Genomic DNA, 23,844 nt, shown 5'->3' on the forward strand with positions numbered 1-23,844 from the left:
TGCTCTTAGGCCTTCCCTCGAACCTTCTTGATCAGGTCTACCGTCTCGCGGACCTTCTTGGAGATGCCCGCGTAGTCCTTGGCGTCCAGCAGCTCTTGCGTGATCAGCTTGGAGCCCATGCCGGCGGCGACGATGCCCGCGCCGAACCACTTCTTGACCGAGGCCTCGTCCGGATCGACGCCGCCGGTCGGCATGATGCGGGTCCAGGGCATCGGACCGAGCACCGCCTTGACGAAATCCGGGCCGCCGACCGACGAACCCGGGAACACCTTGACGATCTCGCAGCCCAGCTCTTCGGCGTACGAGATTTCCGAGGCCGAGCCGCAGCCCGGCGAGTACGGGATCTTGCGACGGTTGCAGACCTTGGCGACGTCGGCGTTCAGGATCGGGCCAACGACGAACTTGGCGCCGTTGGCGATGTAGATGCCGGCGGTCGGGGCGTCGACGATCGAGCCCACGCCCATGATCACGCGCGGATCGGCCTTATCGAAATAGCGGGTGACTTCGTAGAAGACGTGGCTGGCGAAATCGCCGCGATTGGTGAACTCGATGCAGGGCGCGCCGCCGTCGGCGCAGGCCTGGATCACGTTCTTACAGACCTCGACGTCCGGGTGGTAGAACACCGGAATGACGCCCTGGTCCATCAGGGCGGTCAGCACCGCCATACGGTCTTTCACCATCTCAAACTCCTTCCCGAAGGATCGTTCTTGCGCGAACGGCCCGATGGGCCGCCGCGCGAGCAATATTTCGCCGGAATTGGCTCAGGGCGTTCCCTTAGACCGCGTCGCGCTCGGGCGCCACACTGCGCTTGCCGCAACGTCAAACTAAGGGACGCGACCGCGCTGAAATCGACCGTAGCGGCCGCCTTAGCGCGAAAGCTTTCCTATGCACGCTTCCTTCCCCAGACCTTTTCCCTCGGCTCGCCGCCCTCGCCGCCCGATACAAAATTGAGGCGTCGGACTTCGCCGACGCCCCGAAAGTTTGCGCAGGAGCGAGCTCAAAGAGCCGCAAACGAGACGGACGACCACGACGCCGAACCGAAACGTTATGACACCGGTTACCTGAAGTGGCATGACCACTTCGCCACCGGTGTCATTGGCAGATAATCAGAAACCGTTCAGGAGCGCAAGCACCGTTATCCAGGATTTTGAACGCCGCAAACTATTGAATTCAAATGACTTCGATTGACCTGACAACCGGCGCACAAACATCCGCCCCTCCCGGCGGTCGCGGGGACAAGCGAGATCAGCGGCTAAGACCATCACCCCGTATTGCGCAGCCCCGCCGCAATGCCTGCGACGGTCAGCTGAATGGCCAGACGCAGCTCTTCGTCGCTGTCCCCTGCCCGGCGACGCGACAGAAGCTCAAGCTGCAGATGGTTCAGCGGATCGACCGAGCGGCTGGCCAGGGACACTGACTCGGCGAGATCGGGCTGGTTGTCGAGCAGGCTGGTTCCGCCCCGGATCGCCAGGGCCAGACCCGTCGCCGCCTCGTGCTCGCGCCGGATGGTCGCGAAGATCCGCTCGGCGTTGGCCTTGTCGGGCGACAGCGCCACATAGCGGGCGGCGATGCCCATCTGGCTCTGGGCCAGGGCCAGCTCCATGTTCGACAGCAGGGAGGCGAAGAAGTCGAAGCCGCCCGCCAGATCGCGCAATTGCTCGACCGAAAGGCCCGCCCGCTCGACGCCCGAGGCGAAGCCATACCAGCCGGGCAGCATGAAGCGGGCCTGCGACCAGCTAAACACCCACGGGATGGCCCGCAGATCCTCGATCTTGCGGCTGGCGGTGCGGCTGGCGGGCCGGCTGCCGATATTGAGGCCGACGATCTCGCTGATCGGCGTGACCGACCAGAAGAAGTCCTCGAAGGCGGCGTCATCGTAGACCAGCGCCCGATAGCCGTGGAACGAAGCCTCGGCCAGGGCGGTCATGGCGTCCTCGACCTTGGGATCACGCTTGGGGATCGAGCGCTCGCTGGCCATCAGCACCGCGGCGGCCAGACCGTCGAGATTGCGGCGCGCGGTGGGCTGATCGCCAAAGCGGCGGGCGATCATCTCGCCCTGCTCGGTCATGCGGATGCGGCCCTGAACGGTGCCCGCCGGCTGGGCCAGCACCGCCTCGGCGGCCGGTCCCCCGCCCCGCCCGACGCTGCCGCCACGGCCGTGGAACAGCTGCAAGCCCACGCCCATCCGGTCGGCCTCGTGCGCCAGGGCCGAAGCGCCCGTCGCCACGCCGCGCCGGCTGGCGACATAGCCGCCGTCCTTATTGCTGTCGGAGTAGCCGAGCATGATTTCCTGCACCGGCCGGTCGCCCAGGATCGTCCGGCTGAGCGGCAGCTCCAGCCACTGGCGCAGCACCGCCGGGCCGTTCTCGAGGTCGCCGATGGTCTCGAACAGCGGCGCGACCTTGACCGAGGCGCGCGGCGCGGCCCCGCCCCAGACCAGGCCCACCTGCTTGAGCAGAACGAGCGGCTCGAGCATGTCCGACAAGGTCGCCGACTTCGAGATGATGTAGGCGCCCAGGCACCCGTGGCCATAGTCGCGCACCGCCTGGGCGGCCGCCTCCATGGTCGCCAGCTCCTTGGTCGTCTCCTCGCTATAGGCGGTGAACGGCGAAACCAGCGGGCGCTGGTGCGACAGCTCGTCGATCAGAACCTTGCAGCGGGCGTCCTCGTCGAGCTTCAGATAGTCGACGCCTGTGCCAGCCCTGCTGAACAGCTCGTCAAGGGTCCGCTCGTGAACGTCGGCGTTCTGGCGCAGGTCGAGGCTCATCAGGTGGAAGCCGCAAGCCTTGGCGACCTCGACCAGGGTGCGCAGGGCCGAGCCGACCAGGCGCTCGCCGCCATTGCGCTCCAGGCTGTCGATGATCACCGACAGGTCCGCGACGAAGGCGTCCGGATGGCCGTAAGGCTCAACGCTGGTCACGCCGTTCGCGAAGGCCACCGGCGCGCCGGTCAGCTTCTGCGAGACGGCGGTCAGACGATCGAAGATCAGCTCCAGCGCCAGGCGATAGGGCTCGTCGATCCGGTGGACCGAGGGATCCTTGGCCTGCGCCGCCAGAGCCAGCAGCTCCTCGGAAACCGGCGTATAGGCGGTCGACACGGCGAGATTGGACCACAGCTTGCGCACCTCGCCGGCGTACCAATCGAGGATCACACGCGACTGCGAGCTCAAGGCCAGCTTCAGGGTCTGACCGTTGACGCCCGGGTGGCCGTCGCGGTCGCCGCCCAGCCAAGACCCCATCTTCAGCAGCGGGGCCAGCTGCCCGTGCTGGCCGATCTTGCCGGTCCAGTCGCCGTAAAGGTCGATGATCGCCGGCAGGATCGAGGTGCGGACGATCGACAGCGCGTTGCGGATCTCGTCCTTCACCGTGATCCGCTCAGGACGGTAAAGGCGCGTGCGCCACATCAGGGCGATCTCGCGGAACAGGCTCTCGCGGATTTCAGCTTCAAGGTCCGGCGGCAGATGGTGGCGGCGCAGGGCCATCAGGCGCGAGATCTCGGTCTCACGATCAACCATGCTACGGCGACGCACCTCGGTCGGGTGCGCGGTCAGCACCGGCACGACATTCATCGCCGCGAAGATCTTGGCCAGTTCGGCGTCGGACTTGCCGGCGGCTTTCAGCGCCTTCACCGCGGCGATCAGGGTACGCGGCCGCTCATCGCCCGGTTGGGCGTCGACCTCGGCGTGGCGTCGGCGGCCGGCGACGTCCTCGCCGATATTGGCCAGCAGCGAATGACTGGCGAAGGCGCGGGCCAGGAACACCGCCTGCTCGGTCGTCAGGTCAGCGAAAAGGTGGTCCAGCAACGGCGCATCGCCATTGGCGACATCCTCTCGCGAGGCGGCCTTGCGCGCCTTGGCCACCAGCTCGGCCTTCTCCTCGCCCTCCAGGTAGGTGATCGCCTCGATCAGCAGATCGCTGAGCAGATTGGCGTTCTGGCGGACGTGGCGGCTGGTCGGACGGTCGACCTCGATCGACAGGGCCGGGTTGCGCATGCGCGGACTCCAGGGACCGCGCAAGGGCCGGTCCCGAACAGGAATGGATCAAGAGGACGCGCAGTCGCGCCCGAGCGAAGCCGAGCGCTTTACGCAGCGGCGCCCTCTAGCGCGCTTCACCGGGCGGGAAAAGCCGCCCGGCACGATGGTTGCGCTACCATCGTATTTTTGCGCGTTTTTATTTCGCTATCGGGCCAGCCAACCGCCGTCCACGGGCAGAGTAATGCCCTGAACGTAGTCCGACGCAGACGAGGCGAGGAATACCGCCGCGCCGCCGATGTCCTCCGGCCGGCCCCAGCGACCGGCCGGAATACGGGCCAGGATGGCGGCGTTGCGATCCTGGTCGGCGCGCAGCGCCTCGGTATTGTTCGTATCGAAATAGCCCGGCGCGATGGCGTTGACGTTGATCCCTTTGGTCGCCCATTCGTTGGCCAGGATCTTGGTCAGGCCCGCCAGACCCGACTTGGAGGCCGTGTAGGACGGTACCCGAATACCGCCCTGGAACGAGAGCAGCGAGGCGATGTTGATCACCTTGGCCTGACCGCCCTCGAAACCCTGCTTCAGCGCCTGCTTGGCGAAGGCCTGGGTCAGGAAGAAGACGACCTTCAGGTTGGTGTCCATCACCGCATCCCAGTCGGCTTCGCTGAACTCGATCGAGTCGGCGCGACGGATGATGCCGGCGTTATTGACGAGGATGTCGACCTTGCCGAACGCGGCGACCGTTTCGTCGACCACGCGCTGGACGGGCTCGATCGAGCCAAAGTCGGCCTTGATCGACAGGAACTTGCGGCCCAGGGCCTCGACAGCGGCTTGGGTTTCGGTCGGTTCGCTGCGGCCCGCGGCGGCGATGTCCGCGCCGGCGGCGGCGAGCGCAATGGCGATCCCCTGCCCGATCCCGGTGTTGGCGCCGGTGACGAGCGCGACCTTGCCTTCGAGGCTGAACGGATTGGCCATGTCGAGTTCCTGTCTGAGATTGCTGTCATCCCGGCGAAAGCCGGGACCACCGCACGCTCAAGCGCTTTGGGCGGTCCCGGGTCTACGCTGCGCTTCGCCCGGGATGACAGGTCGACCGCGCCTAGCCTTTCGGCCCTACTTCAGCTGGCAGATGTCCAGCACGTTCATGTCGGTGTAGTCGAGGTTCTCGCCGCCCATCGCCCAGATGAAGGTGTAGTTGGCGGTGCCCGAGCCCATGTGGATCGACCACGGCGGGCTCATCACGGCTTCCTCGTTGGCGATCACGATGTGACGCATCTCGTCCGGCTCGCCCATATAGTGGAAGACCCGGTCGTTTTCGCCGAGGCCGAAGTAGAAGTAGGCTTCCGAGCGGCGGTCGTGCAGGTGGGGCGGCATGGTGTTCCAGACGCTGCCCGGCTTCAGCACGGTCATGCCCAGCAGCAGCTGGGCCGACTTGCAGGTGGTCGGCACGATGTACTGATAGATGGTGCGCTCGTTGGAGGTCTCCAGCGCGCCGCGCTCCAGCGGGATCGCGTCGGCGAACGCCAGCTTCTTGGTCTCGAACGCGGCGTGGGCCGGCAGGCTGACCAGATAGAAGCGTGCGGGGCCGTCAACGCCCTCGAAGGTGACGTCCTTGGCGCCCATGGTGACGTACAGGCCGTCACGCGGAACGATCTCGTAGGCGACGCCGTCGACGGTGACCTTGCCGGTGGTCTCGCCGACGTTGATCAGGCCCAGCTCGCGGCGCTCGAGGAACGGATGGCCGGCGGCCGAAGCGGGCTCGGTCTGGTCGGGCAGCTTGATCGGGCTGGTGGCCACCACGCCGCCGACGACGAAGCGTTCGGCGTGGTTGTAGGTCAGGACGATCTGGCCATCCTGGAACAGGCCCTGCATCAGGTACCGGTCGCGCAGGTCGTCATTGCTGACCGCGAACATCATGTCCGGATGGGTGGCGTGATAGGTCTTGGCGAACATTGGGAAGTCTCCGGAAGGGTGTTCTTATTCGGCGGCGGCGCGCAGGGTGGCGGGACGGGCCCAGTCCGGACGCTGGTCCAGCTTGTAGGCCTTCTTGGGCAGGGTGTAGGTCAGGTCGACGATCAACTCCTCGGCCTCGACGAGGTCCATCCGGTGCTCGGCGACCATGCGGGCGAGGAAGGCGCTGTCGACGCGCCGGGCCACGTCGTGACGGGCCGGGATCGACAGGAAGGCGCGCGTGTCGTCGTTGAAGCCGACCGTGTTGTAGAAGCCGGCGGTCTCGGTGACCTGCTCGCGGAAACGCATCATGCCTTCCGGGCTGTCGTGGAACCACCAGGACGGACCCAGCTTCAGCACCGGATAGTGGCCGGCCAGCGGGGCCAGTTCGCGGCTGTAGGTCGTCTCGTCCAGCGTGAACAGGATGATCGACAGGCGCGGGTCGTTGCCCAGGCGGGTCAGAAGCGGCTTCAGCGCATCCACGTACTCGGTGCGCATCGGGATGTCGGCGCCCTTGTCGCGACCGTGCGAGTTCAGAAGGCCGACATTGTGATTACGGTGCGAGCCCGGGTGGATCTGCATGACCAGACCATCGTCGAGGCTCATCTTGGCCATCTCGGTCAGCATCTGGGCGCGGAAGAGCTCAGCCTTCTCAGGCGTGACGTCCCCCTTAACCAGGCTGTTGAACAGCGCCTCGGCCTCGACGTTGGAAAGATCGGCGGTCGCCGCCGTCGGATGGCCGTGATCGGAAGAGGTTGCGCCGGCGTCGATGAACGCCTGGCGACGCAGGCGGTGCGCCTCCAGATAGCTCTTCCAGCTGTAGACGTCCTGACCGGAGGTCTCGGCGAACCGCTCGAAGGCGCGCGGGCCACGCTCGTCCTCGAAGTCGATCACAGCGTCAGGCCTGTAGGCGGTGATCACGTGCCCGCCCCAGCCGCTTTCACGGATCGCGGCGTGGTGGCTCAGGCTCTCGTGCGGCCCCTCGGTGGTGGCGAGCGTCTCGATGTTGAACCGGTCGAACAACGCGCGCGGGCGGAAGGCGTCAGTCGCCAGCGCCGCGTTGATGCGGTCGAAGTAGTCGTCGGCGTTCGAGGCTTCGAGGAACTCGGTGAACCCGAAGACCTTGGCGAACACGTGATTGAGCCACACCCAGGATGGCGTGCCCCGGAAGAGATGGAAGTTCGACGCCAAGACCCGCCAGGCCTCGCGAGGGTCGGTGTCGGGAACGCCGGCTTTCGATCGCACCTTCAGCGCGTCCAGGCTGACGCCTTGGCTATAGAGCATGCGGAACAGATAGTGATCCGGCGCCAGCAGCAGGTCCGTCGCGTCCTGGAAGGGCGCATTGGTCGCGAACCAGGACGGGTCGGTGTGGCCGTGCGGGCTGATGATCGGAAGATCCTTGACCAGCGCGTAGAGGCCGCGCGCGTAGGACCGCGTCGTCGGATCGGACGGAAAAAGACGATCCTCGTGAAAATTCAGAGGCCTGGCCATGGTTTCGCGTCTGCTCCCTCAATCGATGACGGTTTCGCCGACCGCCGCTCGTGTCCGCTTGGTAACCGGTGTCATGACTTGATGCAAGCACCAGGGCCAGACGCTCGCCTAGGCCGGAACAGGCCCGGACGACTCACGGATAACCAGGTTTGGTTCCATCTTGGTGACGTCGCGCGGCTCGCGGCGCTCGCCGCCGATGAGCTTCTCGACCGCGATACGGCCGATCTCACGGGTCGGCGTGTGGATCGTGGTCAGGGGCGGCCATACCGCCTTGGCGATCTGGAAGTCGTCAAACCCGACGACTGTGAGGTCTTGAGGCACCGACAGCCCGGCTTTACGAGCCGACTGAAGGACCCCCGCCGCCATTTCGTCATTCCCGCAGAATATCGCCGTCGGGCGCGGAGACCGCGACAGCAACTCATCGCCGCACGCAACGCCCGACTCGAACGTGTAGGCGCCTTGGACGATGTCGGCAGGCGCCAAGCTCAATCCGGCCTCCGCCAGCCCATCCTCGAAGCCCCCTCGCCGCTCGTGCGACGATCGGAAGGTTTCAGGGCCGGAGATGAAGGCGATCCGCTTGTGACCCAACTCGACGATGTGCCGCGCCGCCTGGGCGCCGCCCATGCGGTCGTGACCGACGATCATGTGTTCCGGCTTGTCCAGCTCGACCGACGCGATGCGGATGTAGGCGCAACCGATCTCGTTCAGGAGCTTGGCCACCCGTTCGTCTTCGGACACCGACGGCGGAAGCACGACGCCAAACAGCTTCTGCCGTTCGACGAAAGAACGGATGTCGGTCAGAAACGTCGGGCTGGCGCGATTACAGGGATGGACCACGAGTTCGAAGCCCGACCCACGCATGCCGTCCAGCAGGCCAAGCTGCATGTTCACGACGTATTGCGGGTTCGGATTGTCGTAGATCATGCCGATCAGGAACGATCGGCGGAAGGCCAGCCCACGGGCCTGGGGATCGGGCGCGTAGCCCCACTCGGCGATCACCGCCTCGATGCGCTCGCGCGTCTCGTCACGGACGAACGGCGACTGATTGATGACGCGGGAAACGGTCTTTTTGGACACGCCAGCCAGTCGGGCGATGTCATTGATCGTGGCCCGCCGCCGCCCGCCCTCGACGCTGGTCTCGTTTTCTTCCGGGATCGATGACGGCGTCTTGGAAGGGCTCACGGGGTATCCAGCAGCAGCAGGCGTTTTCTTTTGTCATACTCCAGCCGAGATAGGCTCGCCAACAGAAGGCGAAACATTCGATTGCGACACGATTGACACCGGTTTCCACCGTGTCGATAGCAAGAGTCGAAGGCAGCAGGCGCGCGGACGATCACATTTCATGACCCCATCGACCTCGACTTCCGGCGAATCGATCCACGCGGTGGATCCGCGCGACCATGTGGCGGCCGCGCTCCGCGACCTGACGCGTGGCGAAACCGTGCGTCTGGGCGACGAAACCCTGGTCGTCGGCGCGGACATTCCCAAGGGCCACAAAATTGCGACACGGTCGGTTCGATCTGGCGAGGACGTCCTGAAGTACGGCTGGCCGATCGGCCGGGCGACGGTGGATATCGCCCCAGGCGACCATGTGCATGTACACAACCTCGCCACACGGCTTGACGGTATCGAGGGTTACACCTTCTCACCGCCTCAACCGACGCCATCGCCAACCGCTAGCCCGCAGACCTTCCAGGGATTTCGACGCAAGAACGGCCGAGCCGGTACGCGAAATGAGATCTGGGTGCTGTGCACCGTCGGCTGCGTCGCCAACACCGCGCGTCGGATCGCCGAAAAAGCCAACCAGCGTTTCGCCGGACGTGTCGATGGCGTTCACGCCTTTCCGCACCCCTTCGGATGCTCGCAACTGGGAGACGACCTCGCCCACACGCGCAAGCTTATCGCCGCCCTCGCCAGCCACCCCAACGCTGGCGGCGTACTGATCCTGGGGCTTGGCTGCGAGAACAACCAGCTAGAGGCGCTGCTTGAGAGCGCGCCTGACATCGATCCAGAGCGCCTCAAAAGCTTCACGACCCAGATGGTCGAGGACGAGCTCGAGGACGGGCTGGCCGCTGTGGAGGCCTTGGTCGAGATCGCTGAGCGCGATCAGCGCCAGCCCATCCCGATCTCGGACCTGGTGGTCGGGCTCAAGTGCGGCGGATCAGACGGCTTCTCGGGGATCACCGCCAACCCGCTGGTCGGCCGGATCGCCGACAAGGTCGCCGAGGCCGGCGGCACCCCGGTGCTGACCGAGATCCCTGAGATCTTCGGCGCCGAGAACGTCTTGCTACAGCGCGCCGCCAGCCGCGAGGTGTTCGACGCCGCCGTGACGGTGATCGACGACTTCAAGCGCTACTTCATCGACGCCAACCAGCCGATCTACGAAAATCCCTCGCCCGGAAACATCGCCGGCGGCATCACGAGCCTCGAGGAAAAGTCCCTGGGCGCGGTGCAGAAAGGTGGCCGGACGCCTCTGGTCAAGGTGCTGCGCTATGGCGAGAAGGTCGGCCCGCATGGTCTCACCCTTCTGGAGGCCCCGGGCAATGACGCGGTGTCCTCCACCGCCCTGACCGCCGCTGGCGCGACGGTGATCCTCTTCACGACGGGCCGGGGCACGCCCTTGGGCTTTCCCGCGCCCACGCTGAAGATCGCATCCAACTCGGGCTTGGCGCAGCGCAAGCCGGGCTGGATCGATTTCGACGCAGGCCAGGTGCTCGAAGGGGTCTCAATGGACGCGGCGGCCGACAAGCTGATGAAACTCGTAATCGAGACCGCTTCGGGCAAGGCCACCAAGGCCGAGCTGAACGGCGAGCGCGAGATCGCCATCTGGAAATCCGGCGTCACATTGTGAAATCGGCCAAGCTGGATTGCCACCGGTGTCCGAACTGGCTCATCTAGCGCCCCGCCCCTCCCTTACGAAACTTCAGGCGTGCTCCGTTGACCGCTTCACTCCCGACGTCCCAAGCCCTCCGTCTCAGCGCGACCAGCTATCCCGGCGTGATCCCGGGCGTGGCCATTCCCGCATATGATCGCGACAAGGTTCAGATCGGCGTGGTGCACTTCGGCCCAGGGGCGTTCCACCGGGCGCATCAGGCCTACTATTTCGACAAGCTGCTGGAGAGCGATCCGCGCTGGGGCGTCTGCGCCGTCTCTCTGAAGAGCCCGGGCGTTCGCGACGCGCTGGAGCCCCAGGATGGGCTCTACACCCTGGCGCAGCTCGACGCCGAGACGACCTTCCGGGTCGTGGGTTCGATCCTCGAAGTCCTGGTGGCGCCGGAAGACCCGCCTTCCGTCTTCGCGCGCCTCGCCGCCCCGACGACCCGGATCGTCACCCTCACGGTTACGGAGAAAGGCTACACGCTCTCCTCAGACGGCGGGCTGGACGAAAGCCATCCGGACATCCTTCACGACCTGGCCAATCCACGCGAACCCAAGAGCGCGGTCGGCTATCTCGTCGAAGGTCTTCGGCGCCGCTTCGCCGCCGGCTTGGCGCCCTACGCCGTGGTGGCGTGCGATAACCTCGCGGACAACGGCTGGCGCCTGAAGGCGGCCGTGGTCGCCTACGCCGCCAAGCTGGACGGCGAACTGGCGGCTTGGATCGATCGCGAGGGCCGGTTCCCGCGCACCATGGTCGACAGCATCACACCGGCGACCGACGACGCCCTTCGGGCGCGGACGCTGGCCGCGACAGGCCTTGAGGACGCCTGGCCGATCCAGCGCGAGGCCTTCACCCAGTGGGTCGTCGAAGACGTTCTTCCCGCCGACGGGCCGGACCTCGCCGGTGTCGGCGTGATCCTGACCGATGACGTGCGCGGGTTCGAGCGCGCCAAGCTTCGCCTGCTGAACGGCGTGCACTCCACCCTGGCCTATGTCGGCATTCTGCGGGGCCACGAGACGGTCTTTGAGGCCATCAGCGATTCTGAGCTTGCTGAACTGGCGCGGGACATGATGACGAACGACATCATCCCCACCCTGACGCCGCCGCGCGGTCTTGATCTGCACGCTTACGCAGACGCCATTCTCGCCCGCTTCCGTAACCCCGAAATCCGCCACCTGCTGGCCCAGATCGCTTGGGACGGCTCGCAAAAGCTTCCGTTCCGAATCCTGGGGACCTTGACCGAGGCCCTTGAGGCCGGCCGGTCCGTCGAGCGGCTTGTCACCCCGCTGGCGGCCTGGATGCGGTTCGTGGCCTTGCGCGCCAAGTCCGGCGAAGCCATCGTCGATCCCCTGCAGGAGCATCTTCTGGCGCTGGGCCTTGCTGCGACCGGCGAGCCCCGCGCCGACGTCGCCGCTTTCCTGACCTTGGATGCGGTGTTCCCGTCTTCGCTTGCCAGCGATCCTCGCTTCGTGTCGGCCCTGGAGAAGGCCTACGCCAGGCTCGCCTAACGCGTGACGCCGCGCGCGGTCAGCACCGGCACGACAGTGCTGACCAGGATACGCAGGTCGAACAGGAACGACCGACGGCGCAGATAGTCGGCGTCCAAAGCGACCTTGTCAGGAATGGCCAGTTCGTCGCGTCCGTTGATCTGCGCCCAGCCGGTCACGCCGGGGCGGAGAACATCGACACCAGCCGCCTGCCGCGCCGCGGTCAGGTCATCCTGGTTGAACAGGGCCGGCCGCGGCCCCACCAAGCTCATGTGCCCGACGAGCACACTCCAAAGTTGGGGCAGTTCATCGAGACTGAGCTTACGCATCGCGCCGCCGATCGGCGTGAGCCATTGATCGGGATTGTCGAGCAGGTGGGTGGCGACCTCGGGCGTATCGATGCGCATCGTGCGAAACTTCGGCATCGGAAACAGCGCCGAGGCCCGCCCCACGCGCTGCGACCAGTAGAGGCCCGGTCCGGGAGAGGTCATCCGAACAAGCAGCCACAGCACCGCAAGAGGCAGGGCCAGAACGACCAGCCCGAACGCTGCAGCCAGCAAGTCGAACGCGCGCTTCATGCAAAGCGCTCAGGCTAGGCCAAGTCGCCGCTGGCCGCGTCAAGCAGCAGATAGGCCCGCCCCGCATCGGACGAAAGCAGCGCCGCCAGCAGGAAGCCTTCCCGATCCTGGCCGGCGGCCTCGTCGATCATGCCCGCATAGCGCTTGAGGAAGCGCTCGGTGTTGCTCTTCAGCGTCGCGTCGGAGAACAGGCGCCGGACCAGCCGCCGGATCGCGGCCGGGGCCAGGCGCTTGACCACCTCGCGCGCGCCGCTGGCGTCGCGGGTCTGAAGCGCGGCGGCGATCTCGTCGATCCGCCCGCGCGGCAGGAGGGCATGGGGGTCAATGCCCATGGCGGTGATCTCGGCGGCAAGCTTCTCGCCCAGCGCCGCGTCACCGGGCGTGCTGCTCTCGATGCCCGACAGCAGACCGCGCCAACTCCAATTGCCGTCCGCCTCGTTTTCCGCCGGCGGCGCGCCGGCCTGCTTGCGCGCGGAGGCCTGCTCAAAGACCGAGCGGAACTCCTGGTCAGTGGCGGTGGGCGTCAGCCGCAGGCGGCGACGGTCGGCGGGCGGCTCGTCCTCATCGTCGAACTCGACGGTCGGGAGCGGTGAAGGCGGCGGTGGGGGCGCAGCGGCGCGCGTGCGGACGGGCGGCGTCGCGGCCGTGCTCGCGCGAGCAGCGACGGTCGAGATCCCGGAGGCCGTCACAGCGCCCGCCGCCTCGCTCAGCATCTCGTAGTTGCGACGGACGCGCTCCTGGAAGGCCTGGTCGATCGCCGCCGTCTCCTCGGCGGTACGACGCACGGCGTTCATCAGTTGCTCGACGCCTTGCTCGATCGCGATACGGACCTCGCCGGCTTTCTGCAGCGCTTCAGCTGGCAGGTCAGCGGTGCGGCGACCAATCTCGGCCAGCATGGTTTCAAGCTCGTCGAGCGTGCCCCGCGCCGTCTGCACGGAGTCCTGAAGCTTCTGGGACGTCCGGGCTCCAGCCTGCTCAACCATCTGGGCCGAGTGCTCGATGATATCGCGCGCCTCTTCCATCCGAGACTCGAAGACCGCGTCGGCCTTCTGTCCGGCGGCGAAGGCGATCTCGTTGAGCTGGTCCACACGACTACGCGCCGCCTCGACCCGCGCCTCGACACTCTCGCTGGCCTTTAGCGCGGCTTCCGCCATGGCCTCCATCGCCGCTTTTAGCTCTTCCTCAAGCAAGGTCCGCTGGTTCTCGGCGACGTCGCCGATCGTCTCGAGGGTCTTCTTGGCCTCCTCGGCCAGGATCTCACGCTGCGATTTCGCCCCGTCCGCCATCTCGCGGAACTGGTCGGCGGCCGAGCTGATCAAGCCGCGCAGGATCTCGGCCCCCATGGCGGCGGTGTCTGAAAGCTCGGTGGCGCCGACCCGGGTGTAGGCCACAAACTCGGTGAGTTGTGCGGTCCGCGTCTCAGCTTCGGCGGCGAAGTCTTCCTGCTCGGACCGGAGCGCTTGACTGATTTCGACCAGGGCGGCGCGCTGTGCGGCGAGGGTCTTCTCAACCGAAGCAACCTGATCGCCAACGCCGACACCGGCGGTCTCGAGGCGCGCGATCTGGCGGGAAAGGTCCTCAGCCCCGACACGCGCCGCATCCGACGCTTCGGCGGCGGCGGCGGCCAGGTCGGCGGCGCGGGCCGCCAAAGCCGCTTCGGCCTCGCGGAGCTGGGTCTCGGCCAGGTCGGACGCCTCAGCGACCATCCGGGCCTGACTGCCGATCGCGTCGACCACCGCCGTCGAGCGCGCATCCAGCGACTGCGACAGCGTCTCCATGGCCGAGCGTTCGTGGCTGAGGCCCTGGGCGAGCTGGTTGGCCATCCGCGCGGAGTCCGCAGCGGCGTCCGCAAGACGCGCCGTTTCCTCAGCCAAGGCTTTTCGCAGCGAAATGATGTGCTCTCGAGCCCGTTCCGCAGCCGCCGCCGCCTCGTCGACACCCTGACGCATGGCGTCGACGGCGTTGGTGGCTCCGGCGGCGGCCAGGGCCGCGGGGGTCACAAGGCGGTCGGTCATCGTGCGGTTACGCCGCAACTCATCGGAAATGCCGTTGGCTTGCCGCAGCAGATAGGCTCCGAGCAGCGTCAGTAGCGCAGGCCCGATCGCCAGGCCCGCGAACACCATCAAGGCGAAACCTTCGATCTTGAAGGCCGGTACGCCGCGCGCATAGCCGAGGGCGAAAGCGATCGGGGCCAGCGCCCAAAGCGCCGCAACCGCCGTGGCCAGCGTCCAGAACAGAACCCCCGACATGCGGCGCGGAACCAGCTCCGAGTTCACGGAAACCGTCGGTTCAGAGACCGGGCCGCGAAGATCCAATGCGGACTCTCGCGCCGCGCCCTTCGCCGGCGCGGCCTTTTCGGCCACTGGCGCTGGCGGCTGCGGGGGCGGTTGCGGCGTCGCCGTGAGCGACTGGGCGAGCGAAAGGTCGGGCTCGGCGATCTGAGCCGGCTCCGCGTCGCGACGCCGCCGAGACCTGACAGTCGCCGGCGTCGGAACAGAAAGGTCGTCTTGCGCGGGGGTGCTCAAGGTCAGCGGCTCGGCGGCCGTCGCACTGTCCTCCGACGCGGCGATCGACTCGGGCTCTGGATGTTCAGGCGCGGTCTTGGGGTCCTCGGGAGGGATCTCCGTCGGAGTCGCGGAGAAATCGAGCGGTTGGCGCTTCTTAGGCTTCATACACAGCCAGGGTCCCAAGACGGGGCGTAAAAGGAGCGTCGGCGAGGGGGCGCTGATAGAGCGTCGCGCGCCGAACCCCTCCTTCGCGTGTCACATGAACCTAACGGTGAAAAGCCTTGGCGAAAAGCGACTTTGGTTGCGTTCGCAGGGGTTGCGACGTCAGGGCGCGACCTTAAGCGCCTGCAGATGCGGCGGAGGGCCCGTTAGCCGTGATCGGGGGCGGCTGACTCACGTCTCGCGATCGGTTGACGGTTCGCGCTTCGGACGACTTCGCATGGGGGCGAACGGCATGGTCGATCACGACCCCGAACTGGCAGAGCGCGAACGAGGACAGCCACACAACCGCCACAGCCAACATTTCCGCCAGGAAGCCCATAGCTCGCCTCACGATCCCATAGCGGCGTTATGCGAGAACCGGGAGCGAAAGGCGAATGAAGTTTTGGTCATGAATGGCGTTGTCGGCCCACGGCGCCACGGCATCTGACAGCGCCCTCAGAATTACGGCGGTTGTCCCCGTGCTCAGCCGGGCCTAGGTGCCAGCCTGAGCCCGGCCCGCCTTCAAGCAAGGTCATGTCGGAGATTTTTCCTTTGCGGACCCACGCCTTGGCCCTTACGCAATTCGCACCCGCCGCCGCTTCGCCGGATCCGATGACGCCCGATCTCACCCAGGCTGCGATCACCCCGGCGCGCTTGACGCATCTGCAGCGACTGGAGGCCGAGAGCATCCACATCCTGCGGGAGGTGGCCGCCGAGTGCGAGCGCCCGGTCATGCTGTACTCGATTGGCAAGGACAGCGCGGTGATGCTGCACCTGGCCGCCAAGGCGTTCTATCCCAGCAAGCCGCCCTTCCCCCTTCTGCATGTCGACACGACCTGGAAGTTCCGCGACATGTACGCGCTGCGCGACCGCGTCGCCGCGGAGCTCGGGCTCGACCTGCTGGTGCATAAGAACCCCGACGCCGAGGCTCGCGGGGTCAACCCGTTTGACCACGGCAGCGCTCTGCACACCGACCTCTGGAAAACTGAAGGGCTGAAGCAGGCCCTGTCGCAGTACGGCTTCGACGCGGCCTTCGGCGGCGCGCGCCGCGACGAGGAAAAGAGCCGGGCCAAGGAGCGGGTCTTCTCATTCCGATCGGCCGAACATCGCTGGGACCCGAAGAACCAGCGTCCCGAGCTCTGGAATCTCTACAACACCCGAAAGCACCCGGGAGAGAGCCTGCGCGTCTTCCCGATCTCCAATTGGACTGAGCTGGATGTCTGGCAATATATCCATCTTGAGAACATCCCGATCGTGCCGCTCTATTTCGCGGCCGAGCGGCCCGTGGTCGAGCGAGACGGCGCGCTGATCATGGTCGACGACGATCGCTTCCGCCTGCGTGAAGGCGAAGTTCCACAGATGAGGAGCGTGCGTTTCCGGACGTTGGGTTGCTACCCGCTCACCGGCGCCGTCGAGAGTCAGGCGACCACCCTCCCCCAGGTCATCCAGGAAATGCTGCTGACCACGACCAGCGAGCGCCAGGGCCGCGTCATCGACCACGACCAGTCGGCTTCGATGGAGAAGAAGAAGCAGGAGGGCTACTTCTGATGGCGCACCAGTCCGCCCTGATCGCCGAAGACATCGGCGCCTACCTGCACCAGCATCAGCACAAGTCGCTGCTGCGCTTCATCACCTGCGGCAGCGTCGATGACGGCAAGTCCACCCTGATCGGTCGCCTGCTGTACGACAGCAAGATGATCTTCGAGGATCAGATGGCGGCCCTCGAGGCCGACTCCAAGAAGGTCGGCACCCAGGGCGGCGCGATCGACTTCGCCCTGCTGGTCGACGGCCTGGCCGCAGAGCGCGAGCAAGGCATCACGATCGACGTCGCCTACCGGTTCTTTTCGACAGAGAAGCGCAAGTTCATCGTCGCCGACACCCCCGGGCACGAGCAGTACACCCGAAACATGGTCACTGGCGCCTCGACCGCCGACGCGGCCGTGATCCTGATCGACGCGCGCAAGGGCGTGCTGACCCAGACCCGTCGCCACAGCTATCTCGTCAGCCTGCTGGGCATCCGGAACGTGGTCCTGGCGGTGAACAAGATGGACCTGGTCGGCTGGGATCGGTCGACTTTTGACGCCATCGTCGCCGACTACCGGACCTTCGCCGAGCAGATCGGTCTTTCGGTGTTCACGCCGATCCCGATCTCGGGCCTGGGCGGCGACAACATCGCCACGCGCAGCGAGGCGACGCCCTGGTTCGACGGCCCGATCCTGATGGACTGGCTGGAGGCCGTCGAGGTCGAGGACGATCTCCAGGCCAAGCCCTTCCGTATGCCGGTCCAGTGGGTCAACCGCCCCAACCTCGACTTCCGCGGCTTCTCGGGCCTCGTCGCTTCAGGCTCGATCAAGCCCGGCGACCGTATCCGCGCCCTGCCCTCGGGTCGCGAGAGCCGCGTCGCGCGGATCGTGACCCTGCCGGGCGATCTGGAGCGGGCTGTCGCCGGACAATCGGTCACCCTGACACTGGAAGACGAGATCGACATCTCGCGCGGTGATGTGATCGCCGCCGCCGACGCGCCCGCGCCGGTGGCCAACCAGTTCGAGGCCACCCTGGTGTGGATGGATGACGAGCCCCTGCCGCCAGGCCGGGCCTATCTGCTGAAGCTGGGCGCGCGCACGGTCGGCGCCAGCGTCACCGACATCAAGCATCGGGTAAACGTCAACACGCTGGAAAAGACCGCCGCCAAGCGGCTGGAGCTGAACGAGATCGGCGTCTGTAACCTGTCCCTTGATCGGGCGATCCCGTTCGAGGCCTACGCCGAAAACCGTCAGATGGGCGGCTTCATCCTGATCGACCGGCTGAGCAACCGCACGGTTGGCGCCGGCATGATCAACTTCGCCCTGCGGCGCGCCGACAACATCCACTGGCAGCATACCGACGTCACCAAGGTCTCGCGGGCGGCGCTGAAACGCCAACGCGGTCAAGTGGTCTGGCTGACGGGCCTGTCGGGCGCGGGCAAGTCGACCATCGCCAATCTGGTCGAGAAGCGCCTGCACGCCTTGGGCCGTCACACCTACCTGCTGGACGGCGACAACGTCCGGCATGGACTGAACAAGGACCTCGGCTTCACCGAGGAAGATCGCGTCGAGAACATCCGCCGGGTGGCCGAAGTCGCCAAGCTGATGGTCGACGCGGGCCTGATCGTGCTGACGGCCTTCATCTCGCCGTTCCGCGCGGAGCGCCAGTTGGCGCGCGACCTGCTGGAGCCGGGCGAGTTCATCGAGGTCTTTGTCGACACGCCGCTGGCCGTGGCCGAGGCTCGGGACGTCAAGGGCCTCTACAAGAAGGCTCGGTCGGGTCAGCTGAAGAACTTCACCGGCGTCGACAGCCCTTATGAAGCGCCGGAAACGCCGGAGCTGCGGATCGACACGACCGCCATCGATCCCGTCGAGGCGGCCGAGCGAATCGTGGCGTGGCTGGAGGGCCAGGAGATCGACTACACGATCTAAAGCCGCTCAGAAGCGGAGTCTGTCGGATGACAGGCTCCGCGCGCGGCGCGTCAACAGGATCGCGCCGGCGAGGCCCAGCAGCGCCATGAGGGCGGTGGCCAGATAGCCGAACGCACCGAAGGCGTCGAACAGCGGCCCCGACGTCAAGGTCGCTATACCCAGCGTGAACCCCGATGACAGCGCCGAGTTGATCGCCTGCGCCGGCGAGGCGGCGGTTGGCGGCGCCAGCTTCTCGATCAGGCGCAGCGACGCCAGGAACGAGGCGGCGAAGGTCAGGGCGTGCAACATCTGCAGCGGGAACAGCGACCACAGGGGCGGCTCGAACGCGTAGATCGTCCAGCGCATTACGGCGGCGCCTGCGCCAAGCACGAGAAACAGCTCAGGTCCCCAGCGGCGGCGCAACGGCTCGAGGAACCACATGAAGGCCACCTCGGCCGCCACGCCCACGCCCCACAAGACGCCGATCATCGGCTCGCTGATCCCCTGCTTGCGCCAGAGGATGGCCGAGAAGCTGTAGTAGAAGGCGTGCGCGCCCTGGATGAGCCCGGCGGTCACCACCGCCAGGACGAAAGTCCGATTGCGCAGCAGCTCCGACAGCCCGTTCCAGCGCTCCGACCGCAGCGGCTTGGCGCCCTCGGCGTGGACGCGCTCGGGCGGCACCAGGGTCGCGGCGGCCAGCGCCCCGAACAGGCACGCCACGGCGATCCAGACCGCGATGATCGTCGGCGCGGCGAAGGTCAGGATCGCCCCCATGGCCAGGTTCGCCGCAATGAAGGCGCTGGAGCCCGTGCCGCGCGGGATGCCGTAGTTGAAGTTGTCGACCCGCGCCCGGCGCAGGGTGATGACGTCGATCAGGGGGGAAACGGTCGATAGCAGGGTCTGGCCGACGAACCAGGCCAGGATGAACCACCACAGGTTCGCCGGCCCCAGCAGAGCGCCGTAGCCGATCGCCGCGCCGATCAACAGCAGCACCATGGGCGTGCGGCGAAGCGTGAACCCGTCGGCCCAGACCGCCAGTACGGGTCCGGTGAACGGCTTGAGCAGCAGCGGGATAGCCAAGATCAGGCCGATCTCGCCGCCGGTCATGCCCCGGTCGCGCAGATAGGTGCCTATGTACGGCAGACTGACGCCTGAGCTCAGGAAGATGGCGGCGTAGAACAGGCACAGGCGAACAAGGGTCGATAGCCCCTCGCGCTCAGACCTGTCCGCCCCGCCCGTCACCCTACTCCGCGCCGCCGAAGCGGGCCGTCCAGTCGGCGATCTGCTCGTCCTCGATCTTCTTGAACAGAACCTCTGGCACCGTCACAGAAGCGCCGATCTTCAAGGTGTCGAGTTCAGCCTTGGCGTCATTCGACGGCCAGGCGGCCGGGAAGTCGAGACCGAAGGCGTCGCCGATCTTCTCGGCGGCGAACGGGATGAACGGGGCCGAGATCTTGGCGTACAGCGCGGCCAGGTTCAGCGCGGTGCGGACGATGACGGCGGCGCGGTCGCGATCGGTCTTGATCGCGGTCCACGGGGCGGCTTCCTGCAGATACTCGTTGCCGACCACCCAGAGCGCCCGCAGCGCCTGGGCGCTCTTGCGGATCTCGATGGCGTCCATCTGCTCGGCGAGGTCCGCGAGGCGCGCCGAGACGTCGGCGAACAGCTTCTCTTCCAGCGGGCCGGGCTCGCCGCCCGCGGGCACCACGCCCTCGAACTTGCTCTCGTTGAACTTCAGGATGCGGTTGACGAAATTGCCTAGCACGTCGGCCAGGTCGCGGTTTACGGCGCTGGCGAACTGCTCCCAGGTGAAGGCGGTGTCGCTGCCTTCTGGCGAGTTGGCCGTCAGGTACCAGCGCCACAGGTCAGGCGGCAGGATCTCCAGGGCCGCGTCCATGAACACGCCGCGCTTGTTGCTCGTCGAGAACTTGCCGCCGTACCAGTTCAACCAGTTGAAGGCCTTGAGCATGTCGACGCTCTTCCAAGGCTCTTCAGAGCCGAGAATCGTGGCCGGGAAACTGACCGTGTGGAACGCCACATTGTCCTTGCCCATGAACTGGACGTAGCGAACGTCTTCCGCGCCCGCGTCGGTGCGCCACCAGCGCTTCCAGTCACGGTCGGGCGCGCCTTCGGCCCATTCCTGGGTCGCGGCGATGTATTCGATCGGGGCGTCGAACCAGACGTAGAACACCTTGTCCTCGAAGCCCGGGCGCGGCACGCCGTTCTGAGCGACCGGGATGCCCCAGGCCAGGTCGCGGGTGATGCCGCGATCGATCAGGCCCTCGTCCAGGTGCTTGTAGGCGATCGAGCGCGCCAACGGCGGCCAGTCGGCGTGGCTGTCGACCCAGGCGCGGATCTTGTCCTGCATCTTCGTCTGCAACAGGTAGAGGTGCTTGGTGTCGCGCACCTCGATGTTCCGCGAGCCCGAGATCACCGAGTACGGGTCGATCAGGTCGGTGGGGTCCAGCAGGTTGCCGCAGTTGTCGCACTGGTCGCCGCGCGCCTTCTCGAACTTGCAGTGCGGACAGGTGCCCTCGACGTAGCGGTCGGGCAGGAAGCGCTTGTCGTCGACCGAATAGACCATCTGGTCGACGCGTTCCTCGATCAGGCCGTGATCTTCCAAGGCCTGGCAGAAGTGCTGGGTCAAACGATGGTTCTGCGGCGAGGAAGAGCGGCCGAAGTGGTCCCAGGACAAGCCAAAGGCGCGGCCCACGTCGTGCTGCAACACGTGCTGCTCGGCGCAATAGGTGGCCACATCCTGGCCCGCGGCGGCGGCAGCGAGTTCGGCGGGCGTCCCGTGCTCGTCGGTGGCGCAAATATAGAGCGTCTCGTGGCCTTGGGCCCGTTTGAAGCGCGCATAGACGTCCGCCGGCAGCATGGAGCCCGCGAGGTTCCCCAGGTGCTTGATGCCGTTGATGTACGGCAGGGCGGAGGTGATCAGGATGCGAGCCATGCGGGCGCGGCCTTTCGGGGGAGTCTACGGAACGCTTGGAAGGGTCCGCATATAGAAGGCTCGGGCCGGAAACGAAAGCGCAAGCCGATTGACCGAACGGCGTTCTTGGGCGCAGCCTTCCGAAAGCTGAGCCGGATCAGCGCGATCCGGCCGTTTCGGGGGAAACGTCTATGAAAAACGTGAACTGGCTGGGCCTTGTGGTGGCCCTAGTCGCCGGGCAGGCGATCGGCATCCTTTGGTATGGCAACCTCTTCAGCGCCGCCTGGATGGAGGCCCAGCGCCTGACCGAGGCGGACTTTGTCGGCCAGGACTGGAAGATGGCGCTAGGCGTCCTGAACATGATCGTCATCCTGCTGGGCCTGGACTGGCTAATCCGCCGCCTTGGCGCTGACGGCTATGTCGCCGGCGCCAAGACGGCTCTGAGCGCCTGCGTGGCCTTCGCCCTGACCGTGGCGGCGCTGAACTACATCTACGCAGCGGGCACGCTCTCGCTTCTAGTGATCGATGGCGGCTACCAGGTGGTGACCTACGCAATCGCCGGGGCGCTGCTGGGCGGCCTGAAGCGCAAGCCTAAGGCGGATTGAGCCAAACCTATCAAGGCGTTGTAAAAGTGTAGGATTTCCGGGAGAGGCCGAGACCGAGCGACCTCTCCCGCCCGCAGCGCGCGCCCTCCGCTTTCCCGGAGCAAGGATCTCTGTTCGCGCCGAGCGTTGCGGGTCGGCGCCCCTTGCCGTTCGCGACGACAGACGGCATAAGCCCTCACCTCGGGTCACTGGCCCATGCCGGCTTAGCACAGCGGTAGTGCAGCGGTTTTGTAAACCGAAGGTCGGGGGTTCGATCCCCTCAGCCGGCACCATTTCCCTCGTCCGAGGCCTCGCGCGATGGTCGCCACGCTTTTCATCGACGCCGACGCCTGCCCCGTTAAAGACGAGGCCTACAAGGTCGCAGCCCGGCATGGGTTCAAGACCTTCGTGGTGTCCAACAGCTGGATCCGCGTCCCGCAGACGCCGGTGATCGAGCAGATCGTCGTCGACGCGGGTCCGGACGTGGCCGACGACTGGATCGCCGAGCGGTGCGGTCCCGGCGATGTCGTCGTCACGAACGACATTCCCCTGGCCGATCGGGTGTTGAAGGCCGGCGGCGCGGCCGTGGCGCCCAATGGGCGGGTGTTCTCACACGACATGATCGGCTCGGCCCTCGCCTCGCGCTCGATCGGCGAGCACCTGCGCTCGATGGGCGAGGTCACCAAGGGCCCGGCCGCCTTCGCCAACGCCGACCGCTCGCGGTTCCTGCAGGCGCTGGACCAGCTGGTGGTCAAGGCCAAGCGCGCAGCGCTCCGGTGATCCCATGGCCGCGATGATCGAGATCACCTCCTGGCTGCGGATCGACGAGGACGACCTAGTCTGGAAGGCCACCCGCGCGTCGGGTCCTGGCGGTCAGCACGTCAACAAGACCTCGACCGCTATCGAACTGCGTTTCGACGTACGAAACTCGCCCTACCTGCCTGACGACGTGAAGGCGCGGCTGGAGACGCTGGCGGGCAGCCGCCTGACCCAGGACGGGGTGCTGGTGCTGTTCGCCCAAGGCTCACGCTCACAGGAGATGAATCGGCAGGACGCCCTTGACCGTCTCATCGACCTGATCCGCCGAGCCACGGAGAAGCCCAAGCCCCGCAAAGCCACCAAGCCGACCTATTCCAGCAAGCTCAAGCGCCTAGAGACCAAGGCCAAGCGCGGCACTGTAAAGTCAGGCCGTGGACGGGTGAAGTTCGACGACTGAAGATCGCTCAGACCGTTTCTGGCGGCGCGGGCGCGCTGAAGGCGATGACGTCCTGCTTCCAGTCGGGTTCGACGATCAGGCCGCCGAGCATCTTTTGCAGGCAGCGCGTCATAGTCGCCTGCTCTTCGGTGGTCAGCTGGGCGCAGACTTCCTGGTTCAGCGGACGGATCTCGCTGCGGATGGCTTCCAGCAAGGTCCGCCCCGCTTCGGTCAACCGGATCACCACAATGCGGCGATCCCGCGCCGAAGCTTCTCGGGCCACCAGGCCATCCGCGATCAAGCCGTCGATGGAGCGGGTCAGGGTGGTGCGATCGGTGGCCGCCAGCTTCGCCAGACGCGTCATCGACAGATCACCGAACCGCCGCAGTGAGATCATCGCCACCCACTTGGCGAAGGAAAGACCATGCTTGGCAAGGAGGTCCGCGGCCATGGCGCGGCGATGTTGCTCGGTCTGATAGAGCAGGTAGCTCAGATAGCTCGATAACGGCAGCGCGTGATCAGGCCCTGCCTCGGCGCGCTGTTCCCCCTCGCCCATCGCTGTGTCCGCCCCCGCAAAACGGCGCTCTGTGTGTCACATGGTTAACAGCCACGCAATCCGCAGCGCCGGGACGGAAACGAA

The 23,844-nt window shown here is 66.3% G+C and carries 18 protein-coding genes, 1 tRNA gene and 1 pseudogene; 8 read left to right on the forward strand and 12 right to left on the reverse strand.

Going from position 1 to position 23,844, the window contains the following annotated elements; all coding sequences use genetic code 11:
• Window positions 1–5 precede the first annotated feature (5 nt).
• The 7 genes and pseudogenes from J2X45_RS15345 to J2X45_RS15375 all read right to left on the reverse strand — a co-directional run bounded on the left by J2X45_RS15345 (window position 6) and on the right by J2X45_RS15375 (window position 8,590).
• The gene (locus J2X45_RS15345) at window positions 6–680 is read right to left on the reverse strand and encodes a bifunctional 4-hydroxy-2-oxoglutarate aldolase/2-dehydro-3-deoxy-phosphogluconate aldolase (RefSeq protein ID WP_013078701.1); all 675 of its coding nucleotides are present in this window, start codon (window positions 678–680) and stop codon (window positions 6–8) included.
• Window positions 674–1,045: pseudogene (locus J2X45_RS15350) on the reverse strand (hypothetical protein); the annotation flags it as partial. The gene J2X45_RS15345 and the pseudogene J2X45_RS15350, both read right to left, overlap by 7 nt.
• 216 nt (window positions 1,046–1,261) lie before the next feature.
• Entirely contained in the window at window positions 1,262–3,991 is a 2,730-nt protein-coding gene (gene ppc / locus J2X45_RS15355; protein ID WP_310216330.1) for a phosphoenolpyruvate carboxylase, read from the reverse strand.
• 186 nt (window positions 3,992–4,177) lie between these two features.
• Window positions 4,178–4,945: a 2-dehydro-3-deoxy-D-gluconate 5-dehydrogenase KduD gene (gene kduD / locus J2X45_RS15360; protein WP_310216333.1), complete on the reverse strand. Its 768-nt coding sequence runs from the start codon at window positions 4,943–4,945 to the stop codon at window positions 4,178–4,180.
• A gap of 135 nt (window positions 4,946–5,080) precedes the next feature.
• On the reverse strand, window positions 5,081–5,920 hold the full coding sequence (gene kduI / locus J2X45_RS15365) for a 5-dehydro-4-deoxy-D-glucuronate isomerase (protein WP_310216335.1): 840 nt from the start codon (window positions 5,918–5,920) through the stop codon (window positions 5,081–5,083).
• A 24-nt stretch (window positions 5,921–5,944) separates the two neighbouring features.
• Complete coding sequence (gene uxaC, locus J2X45_RS15370; protein ID WP_310216338.1) at window positions 5,945–7,408, reverse strand: glucuronate isomerase; 1,464 nt, start codon at window positions 7,406–7,408, stop codon at window positions 5,945–5,947.
• A gap of 108 nt (window positions 7,409–7,516) precedes the next feature.
• Window positions 7,517–8,590: a LacI family DNA-binding transcriptional regulator gene (locus tag J2X45_RS15375; protein ID WP_310216340.1), complete on the reverse strand. Its 1,074-nt coding sequence runs from the start codon at window positions 8,588–8,590 to the stop codon at window positions 7,517–7,519.
• 160 nt (window positions 8,591–8,750) lie between these two features.
• On the opposite strand from J2X45_RS15375, the gene J2X45_RS15380 reads away from it, so the two are divergent.
• Window positions 8,751–10,259 carry an altronate dehydratase family protein gene (locus J2X45_RS15380; RefSeq protein WP_310216343.1) on the forward strand — a complete coding sequence of 503 codons (1,509 nt, stop codon included), beginning with the start codon at window positions 8,751–8,753 and terminating at the stop codon, window positions 10,257–10,259.
• An 86-nt stretch (window positions 10,260–10,345) separates the two neighbouring features.
• Window positions 10,346–11,794: a mannitol dehydrogenase family protein gene (locus tag J2X45_RS15385; RefSeq protein WP_310216346.1), complete on the forward strand. Its 1,449-nt coding sequence runs from the start codon at window positions 10,346–10,348 to the stop codon at window positions 11,792–11,794.
• On the opposite strand, the gene J2X45_RS15390 is transcribed toward J2X45_RS15385, so the two are convergent.
• Together J2X45_RS15390 and J2X45_RS15395 are read right to left on the reverse strand one after the other, a co-directional pair.
• Window positions 11,791–12,351 carry a sugar transferase gene (locus tag J2X45_RS15390; RefSeq protein ID WP_310216348.1) on the reverse strand — a complete coding sequence of 187 codons (561 nt, stop codon included), beginning with the start codon at window positions 12,349–12,351 and terminating at the stop codon, window positions 11,791–11,793. The genes J2X45_RS15385 and J2X45_RS15390 overlap by 4 nt on opposite strands.
• A 14-nt stretch (window positions 12,352–12,365) precedes the next feature.
• Window positions 12,366–15,023 (reverse strand): polar localization protein TipN, encoded by a 2,658-nt coding sequence (locus J2X45_RS15395; protein ID WP_310216349.1) that lies wholly within the window; start codon window positions 15,021–15,023, stop codon window positions 12,366–12,368.
• A 603-nt stretch (window positions 15,024–15,626) separates the two neighbouring features.
• On the opposite strand from J2X45_RS15395, the gene cysD reads away from it, so the two are divergent.
• Together cysD and cysN are read left to right on the forward strand one after the other, a co-directional pair.
• Window positions 15,627–16,607, forward strand: coding sequence for a sulfate adenylyltransferase subunit CysD (gene cysD / locus J2X45_RS15400; RefSeq protein WP_310216352.1), 981 nt, complete (start codon window positions 15,627–15,629; stop codon window positions 16,605–16,607).
• On the forward strand, window positions 16,607–18,514 hold the full coding sequence (cysN, locus tag J2X45_RS15405; protein WP_310216354.1) for a sulfate adenylyltransferase subunit CysN: 1,908 nt from the start codon (window positions 16,607–16,609) through the stop codon (window positions 18,512–18,514). The genes cysD and cysN overlap by 1 nt, the downstream gene beginning before the upstream one ends.
• Before the next feature lie 6 nt (window positions 18,515–18,520).
• Here the strand turns inward: cysN and J2X45_RS15410 are convergent, their stop codons facing one another.
• Together J2X45_RS15410 and metG are read right to left on the reverse strand one after the other, a co-directional pair.
• A complete protein-coding gene (locus J2X45_RS15410; RefSeq protein ID WP_310216357.1) occupies window positions 18,521–19,735 on the reverse strand; it encodes a major facilitator superfamily domain-containing protein 6 in 1,215 nt (404 codons plus the stop codon).
• 1 nt (window position 19,736) lies between these two features.
• Window positions 19,737–21,446, reverse strand: a complete 1,710-nt coding sequence (gene metG, locus J2X45_RS15415; protein WP_310216360.1) for a methionine--tRNA ligase — start codon at window positions 21,444–21,446, stop codon at window positions 19,737–19,739.
• A gap of 170 nt (window positions 21,447–21,616) precedes the next feature.
• Here metG and J2X45_RS15420 point away from each other — a divergent pair, with 170 nt between their 5' ends.
• The 4 genes from J2X45_RS15420 (at window position 21,617) to arfB (ending at window position 23,225) form a co-directional block, all read left to right on the forward strand.
• The gene (locus tag J2X45_RS15420; protein WP_310216362.1) at window positions 21,617–22,030 is read left to right on the forward strand and encodes a DUF1761 domain-containing protein; all 414 of its coding nucleotides are present in this window, start codon (window positions 21,617–21,619) and stop codon (window positions 22,028–22,030) included.
• A 197-nt stretch (window positions 22,031–22,227) separates the two neighbouring features.
• Window positions 22,228–22,302 (forward strand) — tRNA-Thr (locus J2X45_RS15425).
• Window positions 22,303–22,327: 25 nt separating this feature from the next.
• A complete protein-coding gene (locus J2X45_RS15430) occupies window positions 22,328–22,789 on the forward strand; it encodes a YaiI/YqxD family protein (RefSeq protein WP_310216365.1) in 462 nt (153 codons plus the stop codon).
• A gap of 4 nt (window positions 22,790–22,793) precedes the next feature.
• Complete coding sequence (arfB, locus tag J2X45_RS15435) at window positions 22,794–23,225, forward strand: alternative ribosome rescue aminoacyl-tRNA hydrolase ArfB (RefSeq protein WP_310216367.1); 432 nt, start codon at window positions 22,794–22,796, stop codon at window positions 23,223–23,225.
• Window positions 23,226–23,232: 7 nt separating this feature from the next.
• On the opposite strand, the gene J2X45_RS15440 is transcribed toward arfB, so the two are convergent.
• Window positions 23,233–23,760 (reverse strand): MarR family transcriptional regulator, encoded by a 528-nt coding sequence (locus tag J2X45_RS15440; protein WP_310216369.1) that lies wholly within the window; start codon window positions 23,758–23,760, stop codon window positions 23,233–23,235.
• Window positions 23,761–23,844 lie beyond the last annotated feature (84 nt).

The organism is Caulobacter sp. BE264 (genome assembly GCF_031457805.1).
In the GTDB taxonomy this organism is placed as follows: Bacteria; Pseudomonadota; Alphaproteobacteria; order Caulobacterales; family Caulobacteraceae; genus Caulobacter.